This is a genomic window from Schwartzia succinivorans DSM 10502, assembly GCF_900129225.1.
Lineage (GTDB): Bacteria > Bacillota > Negativicutes > Selenomonadales > Selenomonadaceae > Schwartzia > Schwartzia succinivorans.
Genome location: NZ_FQUG01000009.1, coordinates 15,701 through 28,078, shown reverse-complemented (window position 1 = coordinate 28,078; position 12,378 = coordinate 15,701). Strand labels below are relative to the sequence as shown.

15 protein-coding genes are annotated in these 12,378 nt (G+C 48.1%); 2 read left to right on the top strand and 13 right to left on the bottom strand.

All coding sequences use genetic code 11. The annotated features are described in order from the left end of the window. Window positions 1–14: 14 nt before the first annotated feature. The 9 genes from BUA83_RS10345 to tsaE form a co-directional block, all read right to left on the bottom strand. Window positions 15–677: a DUF1638 domain-containing protein gene (locus BUA83_RS10345; RefSeq protein ID WP_072936220.1), complete on the bottom strand. Its 663-nt coding sequence runs from the start codon at window positions 675–677 to the stop codon at window positions 15–17. 171 nt (window positions 678–848) lie between these two features. Then, complete coding sequence (locus BUA83_RS10340; protein ID WP_072936219.1) at window positions 849–1,721, bottom strand: LysR family transcriptional regulator; 873 nt, start codon at window positions 1,719–1,721, stop codon at window positions 849–851. 61 nt (window positions 1,722–1,782) lie between these two features. Next, complete coding sequence (locus BUA83_RS10335; protein ID WP_072936276.1) at window positions 1,783–2,526, bottom strand: NAD-dependent protein deacylase; 744 nt, start codon at window positions 2,524–2,526, stop codon at window positions 1,783–1,785. Window positions 2,527–2,554: 28 nt separating this feature from the next. Then, window positions 2,555–3,136 carry an ANTAR domain-containing response regulator gene (locus BUA83_RS10330; protein ID WP_072936218.1) on the bottom strand — a complete coding sequence of 194 codons (582 nt, stop codon included), beginning with the start codon at window positions 3,134–3,136 and terminating at the stop codon, window positions 2,555–2,557. Then, window positions 3,133–4,575: a sensor histidine kinase gene (locus BUA83_RS10325; protein WP_072936217.1), complete on the bottom strand. Its 1,443-nt coding sequence runs from the start codon at window positions 4,573–4,575 to the stop codon at window positions 3,133–3,135. Before BUA83_RS10325 ends, BUA83_RS10330 begins: the two co-directional genes overlap by 4 nt. A 20-nt stretch (window positions 4,576–4,595) precedes the next feature. Then, window positions 4,596–5,627, bottom strand: coding sequence for a tRNA (adenosine(37)-N6)-threonylcarbamoyltransferase complex transferase subunit TsaD (tsaD, locus tag BUA83_RS10320; RefSeq protein WP_072936216.1), 1,032 nt, complete (start codon window positions 5,625–5,627; stop codon window positions 4,596–4,598). Window positions 5,628–5,638: 11 nt separating this feature from the next. After that, window positions 5,639–6,079: a ribosomal protein S18-alanine N-acetyltransferase gene (gene rimI, locus BUA83_RS10315; protein ID WP_072936215.1), complete on the bottom strand. Its 441-nt coding sequence runs from the start codon at window positions 6,077–6,079 to the stop codon at window positions 5,639–5,641. Further along, complete coding sequence (gene tsaB / locus BUA83_RS10310; protein WP_072936214.1) at window positions 6,076–6,780, bottom strand: tRNA (adenosine(37)-N6)-threonylcarbamoyltransferase complex dimerization subunit type 1 TsaB; 705 nt, start codon at window positions 6,778–6,780, stop codon at window positions 6,076–6,078. Before tsaB ends, rimI begins: the two co-directional genes overlap by 4 nt. Continuing rightward, on the bottom strand, window positions 6,781–7,251 hold the full coding sequence (gene tsaE / locus BUA83_RS10305) for a tRNA (adenosine(37)-N6)-threonylcarbamoyltransferase complex ATPase subunit type 1 TsaE (RefSeq protein ID WP_072936213.1): 471 nt from the start codon (window positions 7,249–7,251) through the stop codon (window positions 6,781–6,783). Window positions 7,252–7,397: 146 nt separating this feature from the next. On the opposite strand from tsaE, the gene BUA83_RS10300 reads away from it, so the two are divergent. Further along, window positions 7,398–7,940 (top strand): NADH peroxidase, encoded by a 543-nt coding sequence (locus BUA83_RS10300; protein WP_072936212.1) that lies wholly within the window; start codon window positions 7,398–7,400, stop codon window positions 7,938–7,940. Between the two features lie 71 nt (window positions 7,941–8,011). Here the strand turns inward: BUA83_RS10300 and BUA83_RS10295 are convergent, their stop codons facing one another. Together BUA83_RS10295 and BUA83_RS10290 are read right to left on the bottom strand one after the other, a co-directional pair. Beyond that, the gene (locus tag BUA83_RS10295) at window positions 8,012–8,956 is read right to left on the bottom strand and encodes a glycosyltransferase family 2 protein (RefSeq protein ID WP_072936211.1); all 945 of its coding nucleotides are present in this window, start codon (window positions 8,954–8,956) and stop codon (window positions 8,012–8,014) included. 117 nt (window positions 8,957–9,073) lie between these two features. Continuing rightward, window positions 9,074–9,901, bottom strand: coding sequence for a M15 family metallopeptidase (locus tag BUA83_RS10290; RefSeq protein WP_234988321.1), 828 nt, complete (start codon window positions 9,899–9,901; stop codon window positions 9,074–9,076). Window positions 9,902–10,066: 165 nt separating this feature from the next. Between BUA83_RS10290 and BUA83_RS10285 the strand changes: the two genes are divergently transcribed. Further along, complete coding sequence (locus BUA83_RS10285; RefSeq protein ID WP_072936210.1) at window positions 10,067–10,471, top strand: GtrA family protein; 405 nt, start codon at window positions 10,067–10,069, stop codon at window positions 10,469–10,471. 117 nt (window positions 10,472–10,588) lie between these two features. On the opposite strand, the gene BUA83_RS10280 is transcribed toward BUA83_RS10285, so the two are convergent. Both BUA83_RS10280 and BUA83_RS10275 read right to left on the bottom strand, forming a co-directional pair. Beyond that, window positions 10,589–11,887, bottom strand: coding sequence for an ammonia-forming cytochrome c nitrite reductase subunit c552 (locus BUA83_RS10280; RefSeq protein ID WP_072936209.1), 1,299 nt, complete (start codon window positions 11,885–11,887; stop codon window positions 10,589–10,591). Next, window positions 11,880–12,362 (bottom strand): cytochrome c3 family protein, encoded by a 483-nt coding sequence (locus BUA83_RS10275; RefSeq protein WP_072936208.1) that lies wholly within the window; start codon window positions 12,360–12,362, stop codon window positions 11,880–11,882. Before BUA83_RS10275 ends, BUA83_RS10280 begins: the two co-directional genes overlap by 8 nt. Between the last annotated feature and the right edge of the window lie 16 nt (window positions 12,363–12,378).

The following is a 12,378-nucleotide window of genomic DNA, read 5'->3' as shown; positions in this document are numbered from 1 at the left end:
TTAATCAGACCAACTTAAAAATTTTTCAAAAATACACCCGCAGGGATTTCACTCCCCTTGGGAACGACAACAAAATCCTCATCAAAGCGTTCCCCCGCGATTTTGCGCAGAATTCCGCATTTTCCTTTAAGCATCGTAACTGTCCCCGACAGCACCTTTACCAGCGGTGCTACATAGTCGTCTACCTTCTTGACGTCATAGCATCCGGTGTCGATTATATAGAACTTGTTGCATGTCTTATAAAGATTGCGCAAAAAATCCTCAGCCGGTTCTTTCCCCATTTTCCCAATCAGCCTGTCAAGGTCAATCTCGGATTCCCGTGAATATTCCATCCAGCTTTCAGTGAAATAAACACCTGATATATCACGCTCAAGAGATGAAAGGCTGTCGTCCGACAAAAGAATATCCAGACAGTCTCTGGTCCGCGGTACAACAAGCTCCGCAGTGGTCGCGCGAAGTCCTGCTGTTCCACCTCCGCACCCGGTTACGCAAAGTACAATCCTGTCTACGTTCCAAAAGCTGTCAATCATATTCTGCACGTATGAATGAAGCTCCTTCGGGTCGCTGTGAAGTCCTCTGGGCAAAAAATAAACCACAGCCTCTGAGGCTTCTTCCGAAAGTATAGTCTGAAGCTCCCCCTTCAGCGTAGGACATGCCAGAATCACTGTTTTTTTCATAGCAATACCACCTCTGCGAATAATTATCTATCAAATAATTCTCCGCTTTTTTTGCAAATCCTCTTTTCACTGGCAGCGATAAAAAAAGTGAGCAGGCTCTATCCCTGCTCACAGTATATCTTTCTATCAATAATTCTGTCTAATGCTTATTTTTTATCCGCTTTCATGCTTTTAAAGCATATATTTTTCTCTCAAAAAATCCAAGAACAATCCCGCCGCACCAAAGGATGGCTGAAATCTTTTCCATGCCAGTACAACCGTAGACGTTAGTTTCGGTTCAAATCTGCGAAATGCAAAGCGTTGGGGATCACAATATGCAGCAGCTCCCTCTATGGTTATTGCATCGGCAAATCCGCTTTCAACAAGCGGAAGCGAATTGTCCACCAGATTGTGACTGGCAAACATATCCAGCTCGGACATATCACCAATCCACTGCTCCACCTCTTTACGTACAGACTGCCTTCCGGTACTTATCAGTTTTCTTCCCACAAGGTCTTTTCGGCGTATTTTTTCCTTTTTTGCAAGCTCACTGTCTGCCCTCGTAAGAATCCCCCATATCTCTCTCGTCGGCAGGCGGAAATAATCATAGTGAGCTATATCAATAGGCTCCTGTAAAATCGCAAAATCCAAAAGCCCTGCATCCAGTCTGTCCCGAAGCGTATCCGCGCTGTTTGTATATATTTCATACTGCACATTTGGGTATACAAGGGAAAAATCCGCTAGTGCGCGGATGACCTCAACACCTGCCGCATAAACACCGCTTCCTACAGCAATTGTTCCGCCGACCTCATCTCCGTGACGAAATTCAGTCTCTATCTTATCTATCAGCGCAACAGCTTCCTCCGCCCGTCTGCGGAGCATCATTCCGGCCTCTGTAAGTACAAGCCGGCGCCCGCGCACAAAAAGCGGACGGCCTATATCTTCCTCAAGCTCGGCAATCTGCCTTGAAAGTGTAGGCTGAGTTATATGAAGTGCTTCTGCTGCGCGTGAAATATTCTGTTCACGCACAACGGCAAGAAAATATCGAAGAACCCGAATCTCCATCGTATCCCCCTTTGTTTCATCAACAAAAGAACGTTTCGCTCAATTTCCGGAGCTGCAGCTTCTATCTCAGTGCTGCCACAGCTTCTCCCATAACCTCTCCTATCGGGCGCCTTATTACAAGCTCAGCGGCACGGTCTGCCTGCGTTTCACTTTTATTTATAAGCACCAGATGCTTTCCGCCAAAGTATCGTATAAGTCCTGCCGCCGGATAAACCACCAGGGATGTTCCGCCAATGATGAGCGTGTCTGCCATGCGGATAGCATCCACAGCATCGCTGATTACCTCACTGTCCAGCGGTTCCTCATAAAGCACCACGTCAGGCTTTACAATGCCGCCGCATTTGGGGCAGCGCGGTATTTCGGGAGCAGTGTCAAAAATGAACTGCATATCATATGGCGCATTGCAGTCCATACAATAGTTTCTCAGCACAGAGCCGTGCAGCTCGTAAACAGTCTTGGAGCCTGCAGCCTGATGCAGCCCGTCTATGTTCTGTGTGACGACGGCATAAAGCTTCCCCATTTTTTCCAGCTCCGCAAGCGCCGTATGACAGGCGTTTGGCTTTGCATCGGGATAAATCAGCTTCTCTCTGTAGAAGTCAAAGAACTGCTCAGGGTATTTCATAAAACAGGTATGAGACACAAGCTGCTCAGGGGTAAACTCAATCTTGAGCTTTTCGTTCCAAAGTCCTTGAGCACTTCGAAAGTCCGGTATTCCCGATTCCGTGGATACACCGGCCCCGCCGAAAAATACGATACGGCGGCTTTCCTTAAGGATATCGACAAAACGCTGCATTTCTCCGTCCATGTTTCCCATCCCTTTCATCTTATGCTTTTTACTTCTTTTTGACTCCCGAGCGCACAACCGCCTCCGCTACCTCCTTGATGGTCATTCGCTTCATCATGCTGTAGCGCTGTATACGGCGGTACGCCTCGCTTTCACTTATAGAATACGCATCCATCAGGATTCCCTTTGCGCGGTCCAGAGTCTTTCTAAGCTCCAGAGAATCCCTTGCCTTATCAAGCTCCCCCTCAAGCTCCTTCATTTCCTGCCAGCGCGAAAGAGCAATCTCCATTGCAGGGAAAAGATTTTCCTCACGCACGGGCTTTACCAGATACCCGAGAACGCCAGATCCTTTCGCCTTTTCCACTATATCCTGCTGGCTGAATGCCGTCAAAAGCAACACAGGAGCAATCCCTTCCTCGGAAATTTTTCCTGCTGCCGTTATGCCGTCCATCTCAGGCATCTTGATATCCATAAGGACGAGGTCAGGCTTATATTTTTTCGTAAGCTCCACGGCACGTTTTCCGTCCGTAGCCTCGCCTACTATCTCATGCCCCGCATCCTCCAGCATTTCCCTTAAATCCATTCGGATGATTGATTCATTATCCGCTATTACAAGCCGCAAAGGCGTCATACACTCTTTTCCTCCTTATCATTTCCACGCGGAACAATAAGCCGCGCGTGAGTACCTTCCCCATCACTTTCAAGGCGGAACTCTCCCCCCAGATCTCCCTCCACCAGCGTGCGGACAATCTGAAGCCCAAGAGATTTTGTTTTTGAAAGCTTAAAGTCATGCGGAAGCCCCAGACCGTCATCATATATATCAATCAAAAAGCATTCCGGTTTTTCATCAATATCCAGCCCGATTACTCCGCTTTTTCTTCCTTCAAAGCCATGCTCCATAGCATTAAGCAGCAGCTCATTTATGACAAGAGCAAGATTCGTTCCTTTTACAGGCGGCAGCAAAGCATTTCCTCCTGTAAATTTGCGCTCAAGCACAAAATCCGCAGGAAGCATCATCGGCTGCAGCAAATCCAAAATATTGTTCGTGACTTTTTTTACGTCGATTTCCTCAAAACCCTGCTGAGATAAAAATTCATGAACAACAGAAATGCTCATAATGCGGTTTACGCTCTCTGAAAGTGCCTCCTTGACCGCAGGCTCCGAAGAGCGACGGGCCTGCATACGAAGAAGGCTTGCGATGGTCTGCAGATTATTTTTTACACGGTGGTGAATCTCTTTGATGACCGCCGACTGTACGCGAATCTGCTTTTCCTTTTTCCTGAGCTCGGTCACGTCCTCAAGAACGATAACGCGGCACAGCAGCTTACCTCCCTCATGAATGGGGATATTTCTTTGAACAAGCACGAGATTTCCCGCTTCAAATTCCTTTTCATCAGGACGCTGCGGTGAAACTGTCTCCCGTGTGATATGCCTGGTGAGCTTATGGTCGAAAAAATGCATCCCCAAAAGATTTCCGACACCAAGCATACGGTATATATGCCCTGCCGCTTCATTCGCAAAAATGATACGGTTATAAGCATCCGTGATAAGCACACCGTCACTTGCCCCAATCGGACGATAAAGGGTTGGCTCGATAGGTTTTCTGGAATTTACAAGCATAGCGCACGCGGTCTTCAAAAGGTGGCTGCTGCCGGCAAGGTGCAGAGTCTCCTCAGCTGTTTCAAGTGTCACAACAGCCATCGGTGTATTACCGTCGTGAATGGCGTAGGTGAACATCATTATATCTGTCTGTCCAAGCTCCCATTCCCGTCTTCCGGTAAGAGGCTTGCCGGTTTCAAAGGTCTGCCTGACCAAAGGCTCCTCAAGCATGCGCACAAGGCTTCCCTGCTCCGCCCAGCTGGCAGCATGAACCGCTGTATGCGGCTCCTCATGTGCAAGCACAATAAAGCAGGGCTGTTCAAAATCCTTTCCCTTCACAGGTGCGTAAAGTGTCACCTGTGCATGAGTCAGGTCAGCCACAAACGAAAAGCATACAGCAATATGTGCAAGAATCTCTCCCTGGACAGCGGTACAGGATGTAAATTTTCGGCAAAGCTCACGTACGTCCATTGATTTCTCCTTTTGCCGACTTAACCCACATCATTAAGACCAAGCCCGGGCACCGCGTTCAGATACAAATCCGAAAAACCTCCGTCCAGAGCCTGATAATATCCGCGGCACGCTATCATAGCCGCGTTATCCGTGCAAAGAATACGGCTTGGGAAATAGAATTTGATTCCGTTTTCCTCAGCAGCTGCGCGGAGGCGGTCCTCAAGCATACTGTTTGCCGCAACGCCGCCTGCCAGCACGAGAGTATCCATATTTGTCTCACGCATTGCTTCAAGAGCCTTTGCGATAAGGACCTCAATAACCGCATCCTGAAAGGACGCCGCAACATCCGCGCGGTTGACCTCAATATTTTTCATCTTCTGAGCATTGAGATAGTTAAGCACAGCAGATTTCAGACCGCTGAAGCTGAATTCGTAATCACCGCTTTTGACAAGCGCACGGGGGAAATCTATCGCCTTAGGATTTCCCTCCTTGGCAAGGCGGTCAATCTGCGGACCTCCCGGATACGGAAGCCCCATGACACGGGCAACCTTATCAAAGGCCTCTCCTGCCGCGTCATCACGCGTCTGTCCCATCATACGGAATTTATTGTAGTCCTTGACCTCAACCAAAGCCGTATGACCGCCCGAGACAACGAGAGCCATAAAAGGCGGCTTCAGCTCCTGCGCACTCAGGAAATTTGCGAATATATGCCCCTCAAGATGATTTACACCAATCAATGGAATATCCTGCGCAAAAGCGAGCGCCTTCGCCGCCGATACCCCGACAAGAAGCGCGCCTACCAGTCCGGGTCCGTAGGTCACCGCAATCTGGTCTATATCCGAGAGCTTTACGCCTGCCGTACGAAGCGCCTCATCAACCACAGGCATTACATTCACAATATGTTTTCTCGATGCTATTTCAGGCACAACACCGCCAAACTTCTGATGAATCGGTATCTGTGTCGATATTATATTGGATAAAAGCTCACGGCCGCCGCGAAGCACCGCGGCTGCCGTTTCATCGCAGCTGGACTCAATCCCAAGTGTCAGCCGCTCCTCTGAATTATTCATACGTTCCTCCATTACAAATTCATATTCCACATGATAATGGCATCTTCGCCGTTATCCTGATAATAGCCCGGTCTTCTTCCGCAGTCCTTGAACCCGAAGGATTCATAAAGAGCTATGGCAGGAGCATTTGACGGGCGCACCTCAAGAGTCATCCGTACTGCGCCCAGCTCCTTTGACGCCTTTATAAGCTCCGCCATCAGCTTGGTTCCTACACCCTTTCCACGGTATTCCGGCGCGATTGCCACATTTGTAATCTGCGCCTCGTCTCCGAGAATCCATGTACCGGCATAGCCAATGATTTCCTCACCGTCAACCGCCAAAATATAATGCGTCTTGTCATTTGCCGCAGCTTCCCAAAATGACTGTCTGGACCAGGGAACAGGGAAAGACGCAAGCTCAACCTTTTCAACCCCTGCGGCATCCTCAGGCCGCATCCTGCGAAACGTAATCAAAGCTCTGCCTCCGGATGGCGTTTTTCCCAAAGCACCTCTGCCTCCGAGCGTCTGATATAAACAGGTTCAAGGTTCATAACATTGTCTTCTTCGCCCTTTGAAAGGCGTTCCAACGCCAATGAAGCCACCGTCGCAGCCCTTGGAAGCACGTGAGTAAAGGGGGCAATAACCACATTGGATGGAAGCTCCCTGCCTGCGAATTTTTTTACCATATCTCCGCAGAGTATCACATTTTTACTCATTGCTCCGCAACGCGAAAGGACTTCATCAATAGAAACGACCTCAACCTTTTCTACTTCCTCAAGGCCGTTTTTTCCATATTCATAGCATGCCATATAGGCATTCCCCTTCTGCGCGTCAATGAGAGGCACAATACACGCACCAGGCACAGGGAAATCCGCAGCCATCGACTCAAGCGTCGAAACCCCGACGATGGGCACGCCCCACGCGTACGCGAGGCCCTTGGCAGCGGCAAGACCGATACGAAGTCCCGTAAAGGAACCCGGTCCAAGACTTACCGCAACAGCCCCTATATCCTCTCTCTTTACGCGAGCCATCTCCATCGCCTGCTTTATATGGGGCTGAAGCGTTTCCGAATGAGTCAGCTTTGCCGCTGCAGTCACCTCAGAAAGCAGCCTGCCATCCTCGGCAACCGCCACACTTGATACAATAGTCGCTGTCTCTATAGCTAAAACCAACAATTACTTTCCCTCCTGTGAAAGAAGCTCCCTGAGCCAGGCGGCATCAATTTCGCCGGCCCTCGTAAAGCTTAAGACGCGTTCATTTTCATCCTGACCGCGTTCAATATGTATTCTTATATATGCCTCAGGCAAAGCCTCAGGGAACTTGTCCGCCCACTCAATAAGCACCAGCCCGTCATCAGGCTCAGAGTACTCATAAAAGCCGAACTCCTCAAGCTCCGACTCATCCTCAAGGCGGTAAAGGTCAAAATGACGCACGAGAAGCCTTCCCTCGTACACATTCATAAGATTAAACGTCGGGCTTGTTACATCCGAATCAATTCCGAGACCACGGCAAAAGCCTTCTGTGAAAAGTGTCTTTCCTGCTCCGAGATCCCCCGTAAGGCATATTACCGTCCCGGCAGGCACATTTTTCCCTATTCTGCACGCAAGAGCGCTCGTCTCCTCCGGCGCCTTTGTTATGATTTCCATACGGGTTCTTCCCTTCTTTCTATACTCATTTAATCATAACACAAAACTTAAGCTTTTACTCATTGCTTTTTATCTATACTGCCTATATAATCAAATCAGGAGTATGATGAACGAATTTACAGAACAATTGTTGTAGGAGGGCTATTATGAAAAAATTTGTATGCAGCGTATGCGGTTATGTCCATGAAGGTGACAATCCACCTGAGCAGTGCCCTATCTGCAAGGCTCCTGCCTCCAAATTCGTTGAGCAGTCAGGAGACCTCGTATTTGCCGATGAGCATCGTGTAGGCGTTGCAAAGGGTGTTGATGAAAAAATCATCGAGGGCCTCCGCCAAAACTTTACAGGTGAATGCTCAGAGGTAGGCATGTATCTTGCAATGAGCCGTGTCGCAGACCGCGAAGGCTATCCCGAAGTCTCAGAAGCATTCAAACGCTATGCATTTGAAGAAGCAGAGCACGCCGCAAAATTTGCGGAGCTTCTCGGAGAGGTGCTCACCGACTCCACAAAGAAAAATCTTCAGATGCGCGTTGACGCCGAGCACGGTGCATGCGCAGGAAAAATGGAGCTTGCAAAGCTGGCAAAACAGCTTAATCTCGATGCCATTCACGACACAGTCCACGAAATGGCAAAGGACGAAGCCCGTCACGGCTGCGGCTTCAAAGGACTTCTCGACCGTTACTTCAAATAATATCCGAACGCACAAAGACCGTCGGCAGCTGCCGACGGTCTTTCTTATTCTCTATAACAAAATTTCAGCTTTTATTCTTTCTTCTCGTTTTTCGGCTTGTCCTTTGCAATCAGGTACAGAGGCCTTCCCTTTGTTTCCTCAAAAATACGTCCGATGTACTCTCCCATAATTCCGAGAATAAAGAGCTGCACCCCTCCGAAAAACAGAACGCAGGCAAGAATAGTTGCCCAGCCAGGGACAGCATCGTTCTCAACATATTTTACAAAAAGCACATGCAGGAAGAGGAAAAAGCTTATGATACCTGACAGCACTCCTGCATAAAGGCCGAATCTCAGTGGAACCGTAGAAAAAGCCAGAATGCCGTCTACCGCAAGGTGGAGCATCTTCCTGAAAGAGAATTTTGACACACCTGCAAAGCGCGGCGGAGCGACGAACTCCAGCTTCGTCTGCTTAAAACCCATAGCAACAATAAGTCCGCGTATAAATCGTGCATGCTCGCGATATTTTCTGAATGCCTCCACAACAATACGGTCCATGAGTCTGAAATCCGAACCGCCGGGCTGAATCGGTACAGTTGAAACCATATTCAGCACCTTGTAATAAAGAGCCGAGGTCGTCTTTTTGAAAAATGATACTCCCTCTGTAGTCACGCGAACAGTCTGAACGACCTCGTAGCCTTCCTCCCACTTTTTGAGAAGCGTAGGAATCATTTCAGGCGGATGCTGCATATCTCCGTCCATAGTAATTACTACATCACCATCTGTATGGTCAAGTCCGCAGGTCAGGGCAAGCTGATGACCGCTGTTTCTTGCCAGAAACATCGGCTGTACCCGCTCATCCTCTTTTTCAAGCTCACGGAGAATCACACGGCTATTGTCCTTCGAACCGTCATCAACAAAAACAAGCTCAAAGGTATAATCTGTCAAGGGCTTCATGGCCTCGCATACGGCTTCATAAAAATGCCGCAGATTCGCTTCTTCATTATAAACAGGTACAACAATAGAAACTAATTTCATATATACAAACCTTCATCCCATCATCCAAATATCTTTTTAATTATAACGCCTTTTCCTCTTTACTGCAAAAAGAGGATTTGCCCCCAAAAAGGCAAATCCTCAAAAAATTCCCTTGCATTATTTATTCAGTTTCTCTACCGGGAAATTGAAGTACATATCAGGATACGGTTCATTTTTCAGGAAGAAGTGCCACCATTCCGTATCAATCGGGTTAAAGCCGTGACGCAGCATTACGTCTCTGAGCATCATACGGTTGGCGAACTGCTTCTCCGTAATTTTTCCTTCCTTTGGTACAGCATTCCCTTTGAATTTTCCTGTATATTTTCCTGTCTCAGGATCTCCGCACCAGTCGGGATGACTTTCCAGCCCAAAGTGGTCGAAGGTACCTCCCATGTCCACTTCCTTGCCTGTCTTCATATCGAAAAGTGTAAGGTCTATGGCAGAGCCGCGGCTATGACCTGATTTCGCATCAATATATCCGTCAGCGAAAAGTCTCGTTTTGTCAACCTGCGGATAGAAGTACGTCTTCATACGCGCATCTTTGAGATTTTCTGCCCAGGCAACAAAGTTGTCCACGGCCTCCTGCGGACGATACGCATCGTAAACCTTAAGACGGTAGCCCTTTTCCTTCAGCTCATCAGAGACAGCCTTCAGAGCCTGAGCTGCTTCCCTGCTCATGAGTACGCAGGGCTCATGATATCCGTTGATACGGTCTCCGACAAAGTTATATGTTGAAAAATAACGCACCTCCTGAATGATATCGGGAACTACATCGGATAACACCACAAATCCCGTGGAATCATTTATGTCCGCACTGCGTCCTGCAGTTACCGTGGCCTCAGCCACCGTTTCCGCTGCTGCCTGCACCTGTATAGGTTGAAATATACTTGCCGCAAATAATATGCCGCCTGCAATTCCGAAAAGCTTTTTGTTCATCTTTCTCATTTCGTCATTCTCCAGAAAAAATCTTTTTACGCTACTTATTTCTCCATACAAGGAAATATTCCTTCTTTTTGCTTCAAATAATCTGCATAATCCAAAGACTTTCATTTAAGTTGACAAAAGCCCTATATCTTCGGATAATATTCACTGACGAAGGGAGTCTTGTAATTGTCATCACTAATGGAACGCATTAGGCATCATTTTTTCACAAAGGAATTTTTTCTTTTTCTCGTTGTCGGCTGCATAAACACATTTAACGGAACATTTCTGGCGTGGCTGTTCCGCCATGTTATCCCCGACAGCAATATCGCATTCAACTGCGGATATATCGTAGCAAACACAATCGCATACGTGCTGAACAGCAAATTCATATTCCCTGAGCCGCTGAGCCTTCAGAGACTGGCGAAATTTGCTGTATCATACATACCAAACTATGTCATACAGAATATCATTGTCCTTATCTTCTACAACTGGCTGGGCTATCCCGACATAGTAAGCTATCTCATAGCTGCGGTTCTCGGAGTCCCCGTCACCTTCCTTTTCGTAAAAATCTTCGCCTTCGGGCGAACATAAAATGAAATTTATTCAGGGGGAATTTTAGACTACTTCTGAATTTAGCCGAACTTATCCAGGGCTATAAAAAAGAGACTGTGGAAAATGCTTTCGCATTTTACACAGTCTCTTTTGTTCTTACAGTGAACCCTTAACTACTGCATTTGCTTCTTCTATTGACTGATGGGCGAGGTCTATTGCAAGACCAAGTGTGCGCATGATACGGTCAGGATTATGGAAGCCGACACCGTTCTCGGCAGCCACCCAATCCCAATACCACTGAGCCTCACGAAGCTTCAAACGTGCCTGCGCAAGCTGTGCATCTGTTGCACCGCTGTTCATGGCTGCCTGAATGGTCAGATGCGCTTTGGATACTGTCTGTCCCGCAATGCGCTGGAGCTTGAACGTATTCTCATGAATAGTCTTGACTCGCGCGGTGAGGGTTTCAGCACTCTCATCATGACATTTAAGGCACGATTCATTGATAGTCTTCAACGGACTCGTCATCCAGTGCGATGTATATTTACGTCCGTTCTCACGTACATACGGCATGTGGCAGTCCACACAGGTTACTCCCGCATCCGCATGGACACCCGTGACCCATGCTTCAAAATCCGGATGCTGTGCTTTGAGCATTGGTGTCTTGGAATCTGCATGAATCCAATCCTGCTGGAAGCCTCCCGCCTGCCCCGACTGATAGAATTGGAATTCGGCCTCGGCATCATATCCGTTGTCATACGGCATATTAACGCGTCCGTCTTCCTTGGTGAAATAATATTCAGTATGGCACTGCGCACAGACATAAGCACGCATATCGTTATGGGATGCAGTCTTTACGTCGATACCGCGACGTGCCATGGAATCAACAAAGCCCACGTTGTAAATACGCAGCTGCATGGTTTCCGGATCATGACATGACGAACAGCCGAACCACTGATCAGCCGCAATCGGTGCAGCGATATCATCAAAAGGTTTGGAAGCAAAATCCCAACCGCTGTCCTTATAATAGACATCATACATATACGAACTCTTGCAGACGATACAGCTTCCTTTTTGCCCCGGACGGCGTTTTGAGCTCAGAATGTCTTTGCCGGCGTATGTATGACCACGGTCGTCATCATACTGAATGGCAAATTTATATCCTTTGAAATTCTCCAGCATCTCAGGCTGATTTTTCAAATGAGAATTTTCCGGCTGTGCTCCGCCAAAGCCTGTTGGTGAAGGAGCTCCTTCATTATTTTTCATAAATGACTTGTATTGCAGAGGATACGCGTCTTTATACGCTTCCGTTCCCAAATGCGCATTATTCGTCGTCGGTATCTTTGCAAGCTTCACGGTATCATCATGCGGAGCTGCTGCGATGCGGAACACCACAAATCCGAAGAACAGGGCCGATGCACCGGCAAGTCCGATGAGCCGTTTTTGCAGTTTATTCAACTTTTATCCCCCCTTCGAGATGGTTGGAGCCATGGGCCACACGGCTGTGGCACTTCATACAGTCACCCGTATCCATAGGTGCGGCTCCCATTTTTACCCTTTCTACGGTAGTCTGATGACACCGCAGGCAGTTCTTATTTACGGTCTCCTTCGCTCCCTTCGAGAGCTGAATATGCGCCGGGTAATCACGCAGGACTTCATGATATGTGTCAATCATTCCGGTTCTTCCCTTTTCTATGAGATAGATGGCCGGATTATCGTGTGGAAGATGGCACTCAACGCAGTCCCTGTCTTTGTGCGTTGCCATGGCATGGCTCGCAGCAGGTTCTTTCATCGCGTGACAGCTTCCGCAAAATGCCGGGCCGCCTGTTGCCGATACCATAACGGACCCGACCCCCATAACAAGAGCACCTATAACGAATCCACCCGCCAGGCACTTCAGCGTATGCTCGGAAACATACTGTTTGAAATCCAATTCCGCTCCCCTCCTT

What these genes read in the sequence shown, in the direction of transcription:
- BUA83_RS10345 (WP_072936220.1), bottom strand. Translation starts at nt 677, where the DNA reads ATGAAAAAAACAGTGATTCTGGCATGTCCTACGCTGAAGGGGGAGCTT.
- BUA83_RS10340 (WP_072936219.1), bottom strand. Translation starts at nt 1,721, where the DNA reads ATGGAGATTCGGGTTCTTCGATATTTTCTTGCCGTTGTGCGTGAACAG.
- BUA83_RS10335 (WP_072936276.1), bottom strand. Translation starts at nt 2,526, where the DNA reads ATGGACGGAGAAATGCAGCGTTTTGTCGATATCCTTAAGGAAAGCCGC.
- BUA83_RS10330 (WP_072936218.1), bottom strand. Translation starts at nt 3,136, where the DNA reads ATGACGCCTTTGCGGCTTGTAATAGCGGATAATGAATCAATCATCCGA.
- BUA83_RS10325 (WP_072936217.1), bottom strand. Translation starts at nt 4,575, where the DNA reads ATGGACGTACGTGAGCTTTGCCGAAAATTTACATCCTGTACCGCTGTC.
- tsaD (WP_072936216.1), bottom strand. Translation starts at nt 5,627, where the DNA reads ATGAATAATTCAGAGGAGCGGCTGACACTTGGGATTGAGTCCAGCTGC.
- tsaE (WP_072936213.1), bottom strand. Translation starts at nt 7,251, where the DNA reads ATGGAAATCATAACAAAGGCGCCGGAGGAGACGAGCGCTCTTGCGTGC.
- BUA83_RS10300 (WP_072936212.1), top strand. Translation starts at nt 7,398, where the DNA reads ATGAAAAAATTTGTATGCAGCGTATGCGGTTATGTCCATGAAGGTGAC.
- BUA83_RS10295 (WP_072936211.1), bottom strand. Translation starts at nt 8,956, where the DNA reads ATGAAATTAGTTTCTATTGTTGTACCTGTTTATAATGAAGAAGCGAAT.
- BUA83_RS10290 (WP_234988321.1), bottom strand. Translation starts at nt 9,901, where the DNA reads ATGAGAAAGATGAACAAAAAGCTTTTCGGAATTGCAGGCGGCATATTA.